This is a genomic window from Pseudomonas sp. AM14(2022), assembly GCF_036346455.1.
GTDB classification, from domain to species: Bacteria; Pseudomonadota; Gammaproteobacteria; order Pseudomonadales; family Pseudomonadaceae; genus Aquipseudomonas; species Aquipseudomonas putida_A.
Genome location: NZ_JAOTNY010000007.1, coordinates 219,139 through 234,466, shown reverse-complemented (window position 1 = coordinate 234,466; position 15,328 = coordinate 219,139). Strand labels below are relative to the sequence as shown.

General features: G+C 58.6%; 16 protein-coding genes and 1 pseudogene. 7 read left to right on the top strand and 10 right to left on the bottom strand.

Annotated features, from left to right (window positions below; all coding sequences use genetic code 11):
• Nucleotides 1-111 precede the first annotated feature (111 nt).
• On the bottom strand, nucleotides 112-852 hold the full coding sequence (locus V3W27_RS16365; RefSeq protein WP_330207068.1) for a winged helix-turn-helix domain-containing protein: 741 nt from the start codon (nucleotides 850-852) through the stop codon (nucleotides 112-114).
• Nucleotides 853-1,359: 507 nt separating this feature from the next.
• On the opposite strand from V3W27_RS16365, the gene V3W27_RS16360 reads away from it, so the two are divergent.
• On the top strand, nucleotides 1,360-2,193 hold the full coding sequence (locus V3W27_RS16360) for an undecaprenyl-diphosphate phosphatase (RefSeq protein ID WP_330207067.1): 834 nt from the start codon (nucleotides 1,360-1,362) through the stop codon (nucleotides 2,191-2,193).
• Between the two features lie 52 nt (nucleotides 2,194-2,245).
• On the opposite strand, the gene dusA is transcribed toward V3W27_RS16360, so the two are convergent.
• From dusA to V3W27_RS16345, 3 genes are all read right to left on the bottom strand, one after another.
• A complete protein-coding gene (gene dusA / locus V3W27_RS16355; RefSeq protein WP_330207066.1) occupies nucleotides 2,246-3,241 on the bottom strand; it encodes a tRNA dihydrouridine(20/20a) synthase DusA in 996 nt (331 codons plus the stop codon).
• 226 nt (nucleotides 3,242-3,467) lie between these two features.
• Nucleotides 3,468-3,818: a DUF7079 family protein gene (locus V3W27_RS16350; protein WP_333989664.1), complete on the bottom strand. Its 351-nt coding sequence runs from the start codon at nucleotides 3,816-3,818 to the stop codon at nucleotides 3,468-3,470.
• Between the two features lie 89 nt (nucleotides 3,819-3,907).
• Nucleotides 3,908-4,138 carry a hypothetical protein gene (locus tag V3W27_RS16345; RefSeq protein WP_121186301.1) on the bottom strand — a complete coding sequence of 77 codons (231 nt, stop codon included), beginning with the start codon at nucleotides 4,136-4,138 and terminating at the stop codon, nucleotides 3,908-3,910.
• Between the two features lie 875 nt (nucleotides 4,139-5,013).
• Between V3W27_RS16345 and V3W27_RS16340 the strand changes: the two genes are divergently transcribed.
• The 5 genes and pseudogenes from V3W27_RS16340 (at nucleotide 5,014) to V3W27_RS16325 (ending at nucleotide 8,992) form a co-directional block, all read left to right on the top strand.
• On the top strand, nucleotides 5,014-5,376 hold the full coding sequence (locus tag V3W27_RS16340; protein WP_047293169.1) for a DUF6124 family protein: 363 nt from the start codon (nucleotides 5,014-5,016) through the stop codon (nucleotides 5,374-5,376).
• Nucleotides 5,377-5,823: 447 nt separating this feature from the next.
• Nucleotides 5,824-6,900, top strand: a pseudogene (locus V3W27_RS28245) (methyl-accepting chemotaxis protein); the annotation flags it as partial.
• The gene (locus V3W27_RS28240; RefSeq protein ID WP_401277246.1) at nucleotides 6,886-7,758 is read left to right on the top strand and encodes a methyl-accepting chemotaxis protein; all 873 of its coding nucleotides are present in this window, start codon (nucleotides 6,886-6,888) and stop codon (nucleotides 7,756-7,758) included. The pseudogene V3W27_RS28245 and the gene V3W27_RS28240, both read left to right, overlap by 15 nt.
• A 136-nt stretch (nucleotides 7,759-7,894) precedes the next feature.
• Complete coding sequence (gene rimA / locus V3W27_RS16330; RefSeq protein ID WP_442962658.1) at nucleotides 7,895-8,674, top strand: S6 modification regulatory phosphodiesterase RimA; 780 nt, start codon at nucleotides 7,895-7,897, stop codon at nucleotides 8,672-8,674.
• A 102-nt stretch (nucleotides 8,675-8,776) separates the two neighbouring features.
• Entirely contained in the window at nucleotides 8,777-8,992 is a 216-nt protein-coding gene (locus V3W27_RS16325; protein WP_150369173.1) for a hypothetical protein, read from the top strand.
• Between the two features lie 132 nt (nucleotides 8,993-9,124).
• Here V3W27_RS16325 and V3W27_RS16320 read toward each other — a convergent pair whose 3' ends face one another.
• From V3W27_RS16320 to V3W27_RS16295, 6 genes are all read right to left on the bottom strand, one after another.
• Nucleotides 9,125-9,910: a transporter substrate-binding domain-containing protein gene (locus tag V3W27_RS16320; RefSeq protein ID WP_330207063.1), complete on the bottom strand. Its 786-nt coding sequence runs from the start codon at nucleotides 9,908-9,910 to the stop codon at nucleotides 9,125-9,127.
• Between the two features lie 58 nt (nucleotides 9,911-9,968).
• Nucleotides 9,969-10,838, bottom strand: coding sequence for a copper homeostasis membrane protein CopD (gene copD / locus V3W27_RS16315; RefSeq protein WP_330207062.1), 870 nt, complete (start codon nucleotides 10,836-10,838; stop codon nucleotides 9,969-9,971).
• A 3-nt stretch (nucleotides 10,839-10,841) separates the two neighbouring features.
• Nucleotides 10,842-11,216 carry a copper homeostasis periplasmic binding protein CopC gene (gene copC / locus V3W27_RS16310; protein WP_027611506.1) on the bottom strand — a complete coding sequence of 125 codons (375 nt, stop codon included), beginning with the start codon at nucleotides 11,214-11,216 and terminating at the stop codon, nucleotides 10,842-10,844.
• 32 nt (nucleotides 11,217-11,248) lie between these two features.
• Complete coding sequence (locus V3W27_RS16305) at nucleotides 11,249-12,115, bottom strand: copper resistance protein B (protein WP_330207061.1); 867 nt, start codon at nucleotides 12,113-12,115, stop codon at nucleotides 11,249-11,251.
• Between the two features lie 11 nt (nucleotides 12,116-12,126).
• The gene (locus tag V3W27_RS16300; protein WP_330207060.1) at nucleotides 12,127-13,833 is read right to left on the bottom strand and encodes a copper resistance system multicopper oxidase; all 1,707 of its coding nucleotides are present in this window, start codon (nucleotides 13,831-13,833) and stop codon (nucleotides 12,127-12,129) included.
• 102 nt (nucleotides 13,834-13,935) lie between these two features.
• On the bottom strand, nucleotides 13,936-14,406 hold the full coding sequence (locus V3W27_RS16295; protein WP_027611509.1) for a hypothetical protein: 471 nt from the start codon (nucleotides 14,404-14,406) through the stop codon (nucleotides 13,936-13,938).
• A 165-nt stretch (nucleotides 14,407-14,571) separates the two neighbouring features.
• Between V3W27_RS16295 and V3W27_RS16290 the strand changes: the two genes are divergently transcribed.
• Nucleotides 14,572-15,237: a ribonuclease T2 gene (locus V3W27_RS16290; protein WP_285373638.1), complete on the top strand. Its 666-nt coding sequence runs from the start codon at nucleotides 14,572-14,574 to the stop codon at nucleotides 15,235-15,237.
• Nucleotides 15,238-15,328: the final 91 nt, after the last annotated feature.

Below are 15,328 nucleotides of genomic sequence, written 5' to 3'. Positions count from 1 at the left end.
GCCGTGCTCATTCAATGGCTTGATTATAATTAGATGTGAAGTACAACTTGAGCTGTATGGTTGCATATGACGATCCTTCGTGATTATGCAAAGAGAATGGCTGCCCGAGAGTCAGGCAGTCGATATCAGACCCCGCATCAGGCGATAGCCGTAGCCGCGGATGCTCTGAATCGCGTTGGTACCATACATGTCCTTGATTTTTCCACGCAAGCGGCTGATGGATTTTTCCAGCGCTCTCGGGTCGTAGAAATTGGTATTGAGCCCCATGATGCTGGCAATTTCATCATGGCTGAGAATGTGGTTGCTGGTCTGCGCAAAGGCTTCCAGGATCTTCATCTCGGCAAACGAGATGTCGAGTTTCTGGCTGGCGCCGCCGAGCAGGCAGATGCGCGTCGGGTCGAGCGTCAGATTGATATCCCGCTGCCATTCTTCGCTGTTGAAGAACTCACCGAGCAACTCGTCGCCCTCGTCGGAAAGGGTATTGAGTTTGATACAGAAGTCGGCACCGGCCAGGAAGTACTTGATCTTGTTGAAGGCGCCGCGACCGGTAATGACTGCGCAGATGATTGGCTTCAAGTTGTCGGAACGCAGGTTCTCGATCAACGCAAGATTGTCTTCCAGCGCTTGCGGACTGTCGATAACGATGAAGATGGCTCGATACGAACCAGAAAGTTCATTGTTATAGGAACTAGTGTACGAACCGGCCTCAAGTGCCATATCAGTGCGTACGTGCTTTGCGATCAGCGCACTAAAATGTTCGGCCACGCCACGGGTACGGCCCAGTGTGAGAACACCGGGTACGTCGTTTGTCGGGCGCGGACTTCTAGTCGCCAAGTTCCCTGAGAGCATCATGCTTTGACTCGAATTAGGTGCTGACATCGGGATGTTAAAGCACCGGTTCTCATCTGTGACTGACAATTGGTAACATTCACGCGATTTTTAGACGTGGCTCCCGAGTTTTCTAACAATAATTAAGCATTTCAAGCTTTTAGTTGATTTTCTCGGGGTTGTGAACTAGTCGTTACATGATGGCGATGTGGAATTGTGCCACTATTTTGAATCTATGGCGATGGCTTTATTCATGTCCAATTGCCACTGTCGACGATCCTGAGACAATGTGAGCTGGATCACACTTTATTGGCCAGTCGAACTTTTTTCTACTATAGCCCTAAATATTTTTCGTGTAGTTCGTAGGCGGACGTTTATTAACATGGCTTGAGTGTGTCTTTTGATAAGACATATTCTCCGTCGCCTGATCAGGCAATGGGTGTCGCGTTATACCGATTGTTTAACTTCAGATACTCTATTCCTGAATACAGTTGACCGGTCGCTCATCAAGAGCGCTCTGACGGAGGATTAATGGATTTCTGGACCTTTATCCAGGTGTTGATATTGGGCGCGGTAGAAGGCCTGACCGAGTTCTTGCCGATCTCCAGTACCGGCCACCAGATCATCGTCGCCGACCTGCTGGACTTCGGCGGCGAACGCGCGATGGCGTTCAACATCATTATTCAGCTGGGCGCGATCCTGGCCGTGGTCTGGGAGTTTCGCCCGAAGATCTTCGACATCGTCAAAGGCCTGCCCACCCAACGCAATGCGCAACGTTTCACCCTCAACCTGCTGATCGCGTTCCTCCCGGCGGTGGTCCTCGGCGTGCTGTTCGCTGACAAAATCCATCAATACCTGTTTAACCCGATCACTGTGGCCATGGCCTTGGTGGTGGGCGGCATCATCATGTTGTGGGCCGAACAGCGCAACCATTCGGTGAGCGTCGATCACGTCGACGACATGCGCTGGTCAGACGCGTTGAAAATCGGTTTCGTGCAATGCCTGGCAATGATTCCCGGCACGTCCCGCTCCGGCTCGACCATCATCGGCGGTTTATTGTTCGGCTTGTCCCGGAAAGCCGCCACAGAGTTCTCGTTTTTCCTCGCCATGCCGACCATGGTCGGCGCCGCGGTGTACTCCGGCTACAAATACCGCGACCTGTTCCAGGCCGGCGACCTGCCAGTGTTCGCCCTCGGTTTCGTCATCGCCTTCATCTTCGCCATGATCGCCGTGCGCGGCCTGCTCAAATTCATTGCCAACCACAGCTACGCCGCGTTCGCCTGGTATCGGATCGCGTTTGGCTTGTTGATTCTGGCGACGTGGGTGTTTGGCTGGGTGAACTGGACGGAAGCGGCGGCGGGGTGATGCGCACGCCAGGCGGATCAACCCGCCTGGCGCATTTTACGGAAGGAGGGCATCAACGCCCTTGCAGCAACTCGCCGGCCTGATCCAGCAACGCCAGCGGATCCTTGGCCTTGTGAATATCCACCGACAACAACTGACGGAATTTACGCGCCCCCGGGAACCCGGTGCCCAGCCCCAGCACGTGCCGCGTGATGTGATGCATCGCACCGCCCGCCTGCAAATGCTCGGCAATATATGGCCGCAACTGCGCCAGCGCCTCGGCCCGGCTGATCACCGGCGCGCTGCTGCCGAACAACTGCTGATCCACCTCCGCCAGCAAATACGGATTGTGATAAGCCTCGCGCCCAAGCATCACACCGTCAAAGGTCTGCAAATGCTCATGGCAGGCCTCCATCGTCTTGATCCCGCCGTTCAGCACAATCTCCAGCTCCGGAAAATCTGCCTTCAACTGCGCCGCCACGTCATACCGCAACGGCGGAATGTCGCGATTCTCCTTCGGCGACAAGCCCTCCAGAATCGCAATCCGCGCATGCACGGTAAAACTGGTACACCCGGCATCCCGCACCGTCCCGACGAAATCACACAACTCGGCGTAACTGTCCCGCCCATTGATCCCGATCCGATGCTTCACCGTCACCGGAATCGACACCGCATCGCGCATCGCCTTCACACAATCCGCCACCAACTGCGGATGCCCCATCAGGCACGCACCGATCATATTGTTCTGCACCCGATCACTCGGGCAGCCCACATTCAGATTCACCTCGTCGTAACCATGCGCCTGCGCCATGCGCGCGCAGGCGGCCAGATCCAGCGGAACACTACCGCCCAACTGTAGCGCCAGCGGATGCTCGGCTTCGTTGTGACGGAGGAACCGTTCGTGATCGCCGTTGAGGAGAGCGCCGGTGGTGACCATTTCGGTGTAGAGCAGGGCGTTCTTCGACAGGAGGCGTAGGAAGTATCTGCAATGCCTATCAGTCCAGTCCATCATCGGGGCGACGGAGAAGCGGCGGGAGAGTGGGGCGGGTGTGGCGGAGATAGGGGACATTGGCGGTTCTGGATTGGGTGGGGCTGGGAGGTGGGGGAGTTTATCAGGAATGGGGGCGGACGGGTTTGGAGGCTGGTGGAGGTCTGTCTTCTTTGCTCATTAATAGTGGATGCTTGGTAGTAAATAAATCTGACCTACGCAGTTGTCTATTATGTGGGCCATTTCTTACTCCTTTAACTCGTCGCAGGGAAATAGGTGTACTGGATTTATTTTTTTGTGCGCGGATTTATTTCTGATAGTGTTTTTGGATGTCCTTCCAGATGTAGCCATATCTGAATTCAAGCCAGCGTATTAGTAATTTGTCCCATTGTCGGCGGAAGTTGCTTTTCTCTCTTGCCTCCAGCATTTCATTTATGTCAGCTTTCAAGTTTTCTAAATTGAATGCTGACCATGTCATTGGAATCACCGTCTCAAGGTTCGTATGACAGACAGGTGCTACCTCATGATAAAGAATTCGCCTGATTTCCTCAGGGTCATAGTCTTCAGTTTGGCGTGCAATAGCTTCGTAATCAACTTCTGTATCAACAAAAGCGTCAGATAGCGCCCAATAGACGTAAGCGAGTTTCTCATCCATCATTGAACGTTCCATGCCAAGAGAAACATCGGGTAAAAAATTGGCGAGTTTATTTAGATAAAGCCGCCAATTTTTAGAGGCACAGCTCAGCACTACTTTGCCTGCTTCTCTTTCATTTTCTCGATGGCATTAGGTAGGTTTTGAATAAATTTAACACCTAGATAAAAGGACCCTTTGCCGACCAGCTTTGCCGCCGAAGCAGCCCGGTCCATACCCGTACCATGGGAAAAATCATCCTTAACTTCACTCCACGCTTCGCCCATCATTTTATCCAGCGACTCGTTGAAAGAAGGTCCGCTTTTTTCCTGAATCTCGTCGTCCATGCTTTTTCCTCAGGTAAGCAAGCTCACAGCGATAATATGAGCTTGCTATGCAGGTAATCTGTTGGTTTTAGGTTTCTACTGCAGAAATGATTTTTGCCTGACCGCGCGCTCGTTCCTTGATTTTTTCCTTTGCCTGACTCGCACTGCTCGCTCGTACACTGGTAGTGATTACCGAAGAGTTCGTACCGCGAGTAAACGTTATGCGGAAGTTCTTGTCGCTCATCCTTGCTTCTCCCAATGATATCAATATGCCTTGCAGGCAAATATTTATCAGTTGGGCTTTAAAAGCACAACCCTGTACGACAGATTGATCTGTCCGACGCCACTTGGCGTAAGACAGGACTACATCCACTCATGCGGTCGCGGCTACCCGGTTTAACAGGCCTTCTGAGCAAGCAGCCTTAGCAACATATGCTTGAAACGCGTTCATTCCCCAGGCTGAATTAGTCTGATGATCGCTGCAGCCAGTTTGCCGCTGTGATTTAAATGCAGTACTCCTCAAACTCCTTCCAAACGATTACTTCCACATTTGTTTAAATGAGGCCCGCTGTCGCTGTCCCGCTCCTACACCACCTTGCGCCTCCCCCTACACCTAAGACAGAATCCGCCGGCTTGTGCGTCTAGCTCGCGGGTTCTATCGTCCCTCCGTCACTGAAAACCAGTGATCGGGTTTGGTAGCCCGTCTCCGTCAGAAGCACAAGACTACTGTCTTGCGAGGGCGTTTCTCGTCTTCGTTTTATGGTGGTCATGCGCGGGGCGTCTGCGGATGCGCCGGGGTTCCTGACGACCGGTCTACCAACCTGCGTATGGCCTCCACCCTTCGTTTGGTAGCGAGAGTGATGGCTCCTTTTCGTTTATCCGTCAGGAGTTACACCATGTTCAAACCAACACCGAATCCACCCGAAACCAACCCCGCGTCCCCCTACGAATCCCTCGATTCCCGCAAACTCCACGAAGCCGCCGAGCGCGCCCTCGATCACTACCTCACCCCGGCCAGCCAGATCATGGCCAGTGGTGATCAATCCAGACCGATGTTCCTCGCCAACCCGGCCTACGACACTGAGTCCCTGCTCGCCAACGCCAGCGAGTCCCTGGGTTCCGCCACGACCATGCTCAATGACTTCGCCGCGTTGCTGGATGTCTCGCACCGCAAGACGCTGCTGGGTATTGCGCAGGTGGTGATGTTGGGAGAATTGGCGGTGAATCAGGCGTTGGATAACGTCGAGCTCAAGGCGTAGAGCGCTGCCCTCCGTGACGAGCGGCGAGGTCGTGGTCGCGGAGGGTGTTCTGTCGATGTGCAAAACAACCGCCGAAAACGACGGGTTTCAGCCTGTTTCCGGAGCAATAGCGATGTGCCACAGAAAGTGATGGCAATGCGTCATCACGCGCTCAAAAAAGTTCAACGATTATACAAAAATATAAAGTTGTACAACTTTTCCCAAAATTTATAGCATCCGTTCCAACACCTTTGCTGAAACGATAAATCCAGCGTCAGTCCTGGATTTGTCCGCTGGTGCGTGGGCCGTTGGTACGGCTTTTCGCGTCAGGTTGTTGCAGCCGGGTCAGTGGAAGCTGCCCGTATTTCGCCCAGGACGACGACCCCGAATATGAGCGGTAACTCCGGTTATCAGAGATCTACTTTTTGTGCCTGACGTTGAATCGCGTCACGGCGTTAGAGGCTGAACATGGCAGAAGCATCGAATTTCCTGGGCAACATCAGGGTTTCCCGAAAGTTGGGGGCCGGGTTTGGCGTTCTTTTGCTGGCGGTGGGGGCGGTGGCCTTCATTGGCTATAGCAGTAGCAATGTGCTGGTTGATCGCCTGGGTACCACGCGTTTGATCGGTACGCTCAACGATGCGACGCAGGACATGCGGCTGTCGGAGAAGCAGTACGAAGCGGCGGCGGATGTCGCTTATGCCGAGGCTTATCAGTCGCAGCTGACGGTGTTGCAAGGGCTGATCGCCAAGGCGTTGCAGACCCTGACGCGGGCGGAAAACCAGCAGGCCTTGAAGCGTTTGCAGGACACCACGCTGGCTTACGATCAGCAGGTCAAGCGTTTGGTCGAGGCGGACAAGGCGACCAGCGATGCGCTGAAACCATTGGGAGCGATGTCGGACAAGTACGCCGAGACCTTCAACAGCATGTTCGAGAGCACCACGGCCAGCGCGTTGGCGTCTGCCGACAGTGCGCGGGTGGCGGATTTGCGCACGGTGGCGGATCTGCGCAATGGCATGACGATGTTTCGGCTGATGTTGCGGCGTTATATCGCCGTGCCGAGCGAGGCCAACAAGCAGGTGCTGCTGGACACCACCGATGCGTTTCTGGCCGACATAAACAAGGCGCGCAGCGGTTTGCCGGCGACCCTGTCGAGTCAGCTTGAAGAGGCGCAGGCCGGCATGCGCCGTTATCGTGAGGTGCTGGTGCAGGTCGCCGCGCTGTTCGAGCAGAAGCAGAGCCTGCGCCAGCAGGTGGATCAACAAAGCCAGGCGATGGACAGCATCATGACCGGCCTGATGGACACCCAGCAGCGTCTGGCGCGCGACGATCAACATCGTGCGTTTATCCAGATTACCGTGCTGACGGTGCTGGCGCTGGTGGTTGGTCTGCTGGCTGCAGTGCTGATTTCGCGGCAGATCACCGTGCCGCTGGCGCTGACGGTGGAACTGGCGCGACGGATTGCCAAGGGCGATCTGACGGTGCAAGCCAAATCCAGCCGCAAGGATGAGTTGGGCGATCTGCAAAACGCGATGCAGGACATGGCGCAAAGCCTGAACACGCTGGTGCAGGGGATCGGTAACGGTGTCACGCATATTTCGACATCGGCGGAGAAGCTCTCGGCGATGAGCGAGCAGACCAGCGCCGGTGTGCGTCAGCAGAAAGTCGAGGTGGATCAGGTCGCCACGGCGATGCACGAAATGGCCTCGACCGTGCAGGAGGTGGCGCGCAACACCACCGACGCATCCGCCGCCGCGACCCTGGCCGATCAGCAGGCACGACACGGCAGTGCGGTGGTCAAGCAGGCGACCGTGCAAATCAGCGAACTGTCGGTGGCGATCGAGGAGTTGGGCGCGGCGATGAACGTGCTGTCCCAGGACAGCGAGCAGATCGGCAAGGTCATCGATGTGATCAAGGCTGTCGCCGAGCAGACCAACTTGCTGGCGCTGAACGCGGCGATTGAAGCGGCGCGGGCGGGGGAGCAGGGCCGTGGTTTTGCCGTGGTTGCCGATGAAGTGCGCTCGCTGGCGCAGCGCACCCAGGATTCGACCAAGGAAATCGAAGCGCTGATTGTCACTCTGCAGCAGGGCACGCAAGCGGCATCTACGCTGATGACATCCAGCCGCGAGCGCACGCTGGACACCGTGGTGCTGGCGCAGAAAGCCGAGCAGGCGATTACCGAGATCAACCATTCGATCGGCACGATCCAGCAAATGAGCCTGCAGATTTCCGCCGCCGCCGAGCAGCAAAGTGCGGTGGCCGATGAGATCAATCGCAGCATCGTCAGTGTGCGCGATGTGGCCGATCAGTCGGCCGTCGCCAGCGAAGAAAGTGCTGCCGCGACCATTGAGCTGGCATCGCTGGGCCAGGACCTGCAACGCATGACGGCGCATTTCCGCACCTGATGGCATTTCGCAATGAACTTGGCCGGAATTGACCGGTCAGCCTGTATAAGCGGGGGCCGCCAAGCGGCGCCACCCGGTCCGTGCAGTGATTTTTTTCTGGGCCATGGATGGTTGCAACCCGCTCTCAGGGGGCGTCATGACCAATACACCAATTTTCCCCCAGCCCAGCGGGGGGTGCCAAGGATGCTGGCAAAAAGGCGAGGCCGATATGGCGTTCTCCTTCGCGTTCCAGCCGATTGTCGATGTGCGTGATCAATCGACCTTCGCCCACGAGGCACTGGTCCGGGGCGTGCAGGGCGAAGGCGCACTGTCGGTTCTGCAGCAAGTCGATGACCAGAACCGCTATCGCTTCGATCAACTATGCCGCGTGCGGGCGATCTCCACGGCAGCGCAGTTGGGGCTCACCGGGTTTCTTTCGATCAACTTCCTGCCGAACGCCGTTTATCGTCCGGACCTGTGCATTCGCAGCACGCTGGAGGCGGCCCGCGCACACGCGTTTCCGCTTGATCGACTGATCTTCGAAGCGGTCGAGGGCGAGCACGTTGAAAGCAATAAGCACTTGATGAACATCCTGCGCGAGTATCGCGAGTTTGGTTTCAAGACGGCCATTGATGACTTCGGTGCGGGGTATTCCGGGCTGAATCTGCTGGCGGACTTTCAGCCGGATCTGATCAAACTGGACATGGCGCTGATCCGCGATATCCACCGAGACCGTGTGCGTCAGGCGATCGTGCGGGGCGTGGTGGGCATGTGTACTGAACTGGGGATCGAGGTGATTGCCGAGGGCATCGAGCACCCGGAGGAACGGGACTTTCTCGCCGATTGCGGGATTTATCTGATGCAGGGTTTCTGGTTCGCCAAACCGGCGTTTGAGGCGATGGCGCAGATTCCGCTGGAGGCGTGGCAGCCGATTTGAGGCGAACCTGAACCCGCGCTGTCGATCAGCAAAGTTTCATCTTGCCGGGTGCGGCGAAGGCCTAGGATGCTTGCACAAGATCATCCCAAGGGGAGCCGTACCATGCGCACCAATGTCGTCAAAGTGCTGTTGATCGCCGCAGCTGTCTCGGTATTGAGTGCCTGTTCGGGCGCTGGTGGGCTGACCACCACCAGTTGTTTCTCCTCGGATTGTCAGTCGCCTGAGGGGCGCACCAATGCAACGACCCTCAAATTCGGTGGTAACAGTATTGGTAGCAGCTTGAACCAGTACAGCTCCGGGATGTTGCATGATGATTGAACAAAATCGAGGCTGAACCTGTGGCGAGGGAGCTTGCTCCCGCTGGGGCGCGCAGCGGCCCCAGAAAAGAAGGCCTGCTGCGCAGTCCAGCGGGAGCAAGCTCCCTCGCCACAAATGTTTGTGCCTGGAAGATTACTGCGGCACTGCCAGCCACTCACCAATGACCTTCTGATAACTGCCAGTGACTTTACTCAGATGCAGCCACTGATCAACGTACAGTTTCCAGCTGATGTCATCGCGCGGCAGCAGATAAGCCTTCTCACCGTACTGCATGTATTGGTGCGGATTCACCGCGCACAACCCCGGTTTGAGTTTCTGCTGATACAGCGCTTCCGAGGCGTCGGTGATCATTACGTCGGCCTTGTTGTCGAGCAGTTGCTGGAAGATCGTCACGTTGTCGTGCAGCGCCAGTTGCGCCTTGGGCAGGAAGGCGTGGACGAAGGCTTCGTTGGTGCCGCCGGCGGGTTCGACCAGACGCACGTTGGGCTGGTTGATCTGCTCGACGGTCTGGTACTTGGCCTGCTCGGCGCAGCGCACCAGCGGGATCTTGCCGTCGCTGTCGAGGGTGTTGCTGAAGTAGGCTTTTTTCTGCCGCTCCAGCGTCACCGAAATGCCGCCCATGCCGATGTCGCACTTGCCGGCCTGCATGTCCGGCATCAGGGTTTTCCAGGTGGTTTGCACCCACTCGACCTTGACTCCTAGGCTGTCGGCCAGCGAGCGCGCCATGGCGATGTCGATGCCCTCGAAGTCGCCGTCGGTGCGCTTGAAGGTGTAGGGCTTGTAGTCGCCGGTGGTGCAGACGCGCAGTTGGCCTTGTTGCTGGATGCTGTCGAGGTGCGAAGGGCTTTCCTGCGCCTGAACGCCAGCGGCCAGGGTCAGCGCGCCGCAAAGGATCATCGTGCTTTTTAGAATGGTCATGGACATCGGGCTTCTGCAGAGGACGGTGAGCCAGTGTAGTGAAAGGCCTTCTCGGGTGTCATCCCGCGTCCGGACTCAACGTGCCGAGCCACGCCACCAACGCCACGATCAGCAGGGCCATGCCCAGTTCCAGCAGCACGCTGCGCCTGAGTGCATGCGCCGCGATGACGTGCTGTCCATCGCGTAGCGATCGCTCCAGCGCAGGCCCAAGGTGAAAGCGGTTCAGCGCCGCCAGAACCAGCATCACGGCAAACAGCAAAACCTTGATCGCCAGCAACATCCCATAGGTGCCGAGCAGCACCTCATCCAGCCTCGGGCCGACGATGAACAGGTAATTCACCACGCCGCTCACTGACAGCGTCAGCACAATCGCCGCGCCGATCCATTCGAAGCGTTTCACCGCCGCAGCCAGCAGGCGAATCCGTGCTTCATCCACACCACCCCGCGCCAGCAGCACCAGCGCCAGCATACCGCCCAACCATGCCCCCGCCGCCAGCAGATGCAGGATGTCGCTGAGGAAATGCCAGACCCGCAGCGAGCCCTCGTCCATTGCTCCGTGCCCACTCCACGCAAGGGAGGTGAGGGCGACCGCGCCGGCCATCGACGCGAGCCACTTCCCCGGCTGAGCCAGCACCACGATCAGTGCAATCATGCGCAGCGCCCACGCCAACCCGACGTCCGTTTCCAGCAGCATCATCTGCAGGTGCGGCCAGAGTGCGGCGAGTTCGGTTTCGCCACTCATGGCGCTCGTCATCAGCAGCACTCCAGCCACTGACAGCAGGGCCCCGATCAACGCCAATCCACGCAACAGCGGCCTGAACCGCAGCGGCGCGTTCACGCTGTACAGCGCAAACAACGCCACCCCGAACAACAGCAGCAAATCCACATACAACGCCAGGCGCAGAATGATGTTGATCAGTCCAGCCATCGCTCACTGCACTTTGAACGTGACGTTGCCGGTGATCGGGTGCGTGTCGGACGACACCGCGCGCCACTCGACCTTGTAGGTGCCGGCGGGCAACGGCGTGAGCGGGGTGACGAGCATGGATTTCGGGTCGCTGCCGGCGCTGACTCTGGCCTTCATCGGCATCGGCGAATGAGCCATGCCCGGCATCTCGGTCATCACCAATTTGGCGCCGGAGAACTGAGTCAGCAGGCTCTCGGAAAAGTGCAGTTCGATCTTGTCGGGAGCCGCGCCGTCGGCACCTTCGGCCGGGGTTGATGACAGCAGTTTCGGGTGAGCCTGAGCGAGGCTGCTCAGGAGCAATCCGCTGGCGAGTACAAGGGTGATATTCAACGTGCGCATGCAAGACCTCTGGGGTTGTTTTTCAATGGGATTCAGAACCATAGCCGCACACCAAGCACGAGCCGTGCTTCGCTGCGATTTTCGCCTTCTTCGCGGACGTAATCGGCGGTGTTGCCGTAGGTGCGGTGCCACGTCACGCCGAGGTACGGCGCAAATTCGCGGCGGATTTCGTAGCGCAGGCGCAGGCCGGCTTCAGTGTTCGACAGGCCGGAGCCGAGGCCCCGTTGCGGGTCGTTTTTGCCGTAGACGTTGAGCTCGGCGGTGGGCTGCAGGATCAGCCGATTGGTCAGCAGAATGTCGTAATCGCCCTCCAACCGCAGTGCGCTTTGTCCGCCTTCGCCGAGAAACGCCGTGGCCTCGGCTTCGAAGTTGTACAGCGCCATGCCCTGAACACCGAACGCGGCCCAGGTTTGCGGCGCGCCGGGTTTGAAGTCCTGACGCACGCCGCTGACCACGTCCCACCACGGCGAAATCGCATGGCCCCACAAAGCCTGGAGCTCGGCATCCTCGGTCTTGCCGTTGCTGCGTTCGCCTTCGGAGCGCAGCCACAGGCGATCGATGTCGCCGCCGATCCAGCCGGACAGATCCCAGGCCAAAGCGCTGCCGTCATCGGCGTTTTGCCATTCGAGTTTGTCGGCGAGGAAGTAGCTGTTGATCGCGCTGTCGTGCACCTGATGGCCGGCGGGGCTGACAAACACGGCGGCGCGGTCGGCGTCGGTCAGCACCGGGATCGGCGTGCGACTTTCAGTCGGCGCGGCGGGCTGCATCATGCCGTCGTCCATGCTCTGCATCGAGTGATCCATGCCGGGCATCTGACTGTGATCCATGCCTTGCATGTCGTCGGCGGCCATGACGGAGCTGCCGAGGATTAACAAGGAGAACGCTGCGAATCGAGTCATGTTCGGCCCCTTCATTCTTCCACCCGCACTTCGCGGAACATGCCGGTTTCCATGTGATAAAGCAGATGGCAGTGATAGGCCCAGCGGCCCAATGCATCGGCCGTCACCCGGTAGCTGCGACGGGTACCGGGGGGTATGTCGATGGTGTGTTTGCGCACCTGAAAGTTGCCGTTCTCGTCTTCCAGATCGCTCCACATGCCGTGCAGGTGGATGGGGTGGGTCATCATGGTGTCGTTGACCAGCACCAGACGGATGCGCTCGCCGTACTTGAGGCGCAGCGGCTCGGCGTCGGAGAATTTGATGCCGTTGAACGACCAGGCGAACTTCTCCATGTGCCCGGTCAGGTGCAGCTCGATCGTGCGCCCGGGATCGCGGCCGTCCGGGTCTTCGAAGGTGCTGCGCAGATCGGCGTAGGTCAGCACGCGACGGCCGTTGTTGCGCAGGCCGAGGCCAGGGTCGTCGAGTTTCGGCGCGGTGCTCATGGCTTGCATGTCCACCAGCGGATTGTCCTGTTCGCTGGCGGGGTGCGATTGCATCGGGCCCATGGCCGAGTGATCCATGCCCGCCATGGCGCTCATGTCCATCGAGCCGTGATCCATCCCGGCCATGCCCATGTCATCCATGGTCACCAGCGGGCGCGGGTCCAGCGCAGGCACCGGTGCTGCCAGACCGGCGCGGGTGGCGAGGGTGGCGCGGGCGTAACCACTGCGATCCATGGCCTGGGCAAACAGGGTGCAGGCCTCGCTGTCAGGCTCGACGATCACGTCGTAGGTTTCCGCTACGGCGATGCGCAGCTCGTCGACGCTGACCGGTTTGACGTGCAAACCGTCTGCCGCGACCACGGTCATTTTCAGCCCCGGAATGCGCACGTCGAAGTAAGTCATGGCCGAGCCGTTGATCAGCCGCAGGCGCAGTTTTTCACCGGGGTGAAACAGTCCGGTCCAGTTGCTGTCGGGCGTGTGGCCGTTGATCAGGAAGGTGTAGGTGGCGCCACTGACGTCGGCGATGTCGGTGGGGTTCATCTTCATTTGCGCCCACATCGTGCGGTCGGCGACGGTGGCCCCCCAGCCTTTGTCGCTGACGTCGTCGATGAAATCGCCAACGGTGCGCTTGTGGTCGTTGTAGTAGTCGGACTGCTTTTTCAGGGTCTTCATCAGGCTGGCCGGGTCTTCGTCGGTCCAGTCGCTGAGCATCACCACGTAGTCGCGGTCGTAGTGGAACGGCTCCGGCTCTTTCGCGTCGATCACCAGCGGCCCGTAAACCCCGGCCTGCTCCTGCAAGCCGGAATGGCTGTGATACCAGTAAGTGCCGTGCTGCCGCACCTTGAACTGGTAGACGTATACGCCGCCGGGTTCGATGCCGTGAAAACTCAGACCCGGCACGCCGTCCATGTTGGCTGGCAGCAGGATGCCGTGCCAATGAATCGAAGTGCTGTCCTTGAGCCGGTTGCGCACCCGCAACGTCACCGTATCACCCTCGCGCCAGCGCAAGAGCGGGCCGGGCAGGCTGCCATTGATGGTCAGCGCAGTGCGCGGGCTGCCGGTGAAGTTGACCGGGGTTTCGCCGATGAACAGCTCGAATTCGCTGCCGCTCAGTTCGTTGATCTGCCCAGGCGGGGTCAGCGCCCAGACCGGCGCGCGCCACAGACCGAGGCCGCCGAGCAGGCCGCTGGCGGCCAGGCCTTTGACGAAGGTGCGTCTTGAGGTGTTGGAAGGCATGCGCTGGAAGTCCCCGTTTGATTCATGACGGGGAGGCTACCCAGCGCTGGCTTTCAGTTGGCTGAGAGGGGGATTACAGTTTTGACAGTTTGGCCACTCGCGTTACAGGCCGAGCCCTTCCTGCACCACCTGCAACAGGTTGTTCTCGGTCAGCGCAATCGCATCCAGTTCCTGACCGGTTTCCACCGTTTGCAACCACCAATGGCTTTCATGATGTTCATCGACGGTGCGCAGCAGATAGGTGTTGCGATCCGGCAGGGTGATCTGCACGCGGCCGGCGCCGTCTTCGGTAAACCGGGCGATGGGATCAAAGGTCAGGGTTTGCTGGTTGGCTTCAATCACCAGTTGGTCGATCGCGTAATCGTGGCTTTCGCCATCGGGTGAGCTTTCGCAAACGTGGGTCGGGTTGCGACGGATTTTCAGGCCCACTTCAGTGACTGGCTGCAGCCAGGCCTCGATGCGGTGGTACAGATCGTAGACCTGCGCCGGCCAGCAATCGATCTCCAGCGCGGCATCCGCATGGGTGTGCCGGGTTTGCTTGAGTTTGGCGGCCAGTTCGTCTGCTTTACTCATTTCGGATCCCTTGGTTTGATGTCTGCCTGTTAATCGTAGACCGTTCAACGGCGTACGGCCTTGCCTTGCGTCATGCGCTTGCAACACAAGCATGGCGAAATCAGCGCTGGCCAAGTCTGGTCAGCATCGAAAACCACGGACGCAGGCGTCCCAAGGAGCGGGTACATGAAAAAGCTGTTTACAATTCTGGCGCTGATCGCGCTGACGGCCGGTAGCATCGGCCTGAGTTCGGCGCGTCAGTCGAACGCCAGCAAGGTGCAAACGGAAGCGGTAGCGGGGCAGTTCGATTACTACCTGCTGACGTTGTCCTGGTCGCCGACCTTTTGCCTGACACACAAGGACGACGCGCAGTGTTCCGGCAAGGGTTACGGTTTCGTGCTGCATGGTCTGTGGCCGCAATACGCCAATGGCGGCTGGCCGGAGTCCTGCCCACCGCTGACCACGTTGTCGGCGGCGGAAACCACCAAGGGCCTGACGCTGTTCCCGACCAAGAAACTGCTCGATCACGAATGGTCCAAGCACGGCACCTGCAGCGGCCTGGGCGCGATGGGTTATCTGGACGAAGCGGACAAAGCGGTCGGCGCGGTGAAAATCCCGCAGGAGCTGCAACCGTTCAGTTCCTCGTACTACTTCGAAGCCCAGGAAATCGCCGACCTGTTCCGCAAGGCCAACCCGGGGATCCCGGCCAATGGCATCGCGGTGATCTGCAGCGGCCCGGAACTCTCGGAAGTGCGGGTGTGCATGGGCAAGGATCTGCAGTTTGGCGCGTGCGGCAAGGGCGTGAAGACCCAGTGCCGGGCGGGGGATATTCGGGTGCCGCCGTCGCGTTGATGTGAGTGGTTGCACGAATGAAAAAGGCGCCTCGATCGGGCGCCTTTTTTTGCCTGGAGGTTTGAAGCAACCGGAAAACTCACGCATGCTT

Coding starts and splice junctions, on each gene's coding strand:
- V3W27_RS16365 (WP_330207068.1), bottom strand. CDS start 852: ATGATGCTCTCAGGGAACTTGGCGACTAGAAGTCCGCGCCCGACAAAC.
- V3W27_RS16360 (WP_330207067.1), top strand. CDS start 1,360: ATGGATTTCTGGACCTTTATCCAGGTGTTGATATTGGGCGCGGTAGAA.
- dusA (WP_330207066.1), bottom strand. CDS start 3,241: ATGTCCCCTATCTCCGCCACACCCGCCCCACTCTCCCGCCGCTTCTCC.
- V3W27_RS16350 (WP_333989664.1), bottom strand. CDS start 3,818: ATGATGGATGAGAAACTCGCTTACGTCTATTGGGCGCTATCTGACGCT.
- V3W27_RS16345 (WP_121186301.1), bottom strand. CDS start 4,138: ATGGACGACGAGATTCAGGAAAAAAGCGGACCTTCTTTCAACGAGTCG.
- V3W27_RS16340 (WP_047293169.1), top strand. CDS start 5,014: ATGTTCAAACCAACACCGAATCCACCCGAAACCAACCCCGCGTCCCCC.
- V3W27_RS28240 (WP_401277246.1), top strand. CDS start 6,886: ATGCAGGACATGGCGCAAAGCCTGAACACGCTGGTGCAGGGGATCGGT.
- rimA (WP_442962658.1), top strand. CDS start 7,895: ATGACCAATACACCAATTTTCCCCCAGCCCAGCGGGGGGTGCCAAGGA.
- V3W27_RS16325 (WP_150369173.1), top strand. CDS start 8,777: ATGCGCACCAATGTCGTCAAAGTGCTGTTGATCGCCGCAGCTGTCTCG.
- V3W27_RS16320 (WP_330207063.1), bottom strand. CDS start 9,910: ATGACCATTCTAAAAAGCACGATGATCCTTTGCGGCGCGCTGACCCTG.
- copD (WP_330207062.1), bottom strand. CDS start 10,838: ATGGCTGGACTGATCAACATCATTCTGCGCCTGGCGTTGTATGTGGAT.
- copC (WP_027611506.1), bottom strand. CDS start 11,216: ATGCGCACGTTGAATATCACCCTTGTACTCGCCAGCGGATTGCTCCTG.
- V3W27_RS16305 (WP_330207061.1), bottom strand. CDS start 12,115: ATGACTCGATTCGCAGCGTTCTCCTTGTTAATCCTCGGCAGCTCCGTC.
- V3W27_RS16300 (WP_330207060.1), bottom strand. CDS start 13,833: ATGCCTTCCAACACCTCAAGACGCACCTTCGTCAAAGGCCTGGCCGCC.
- V3W27_RS16295 (WP_027611509.1), bottom strand. CDS start 14,406: ATGAGTAAAGCAGACGAACTGGCCGCCAAACTCAAGCAAACCCGGCAC.
- V3W27_RS16290 (WP_285373638.1), top strand. CDS start 14,572: ATGAAAAAGCTGTTTACAATTCTGGCGCTGATCGCGCTGACGGCCGGT.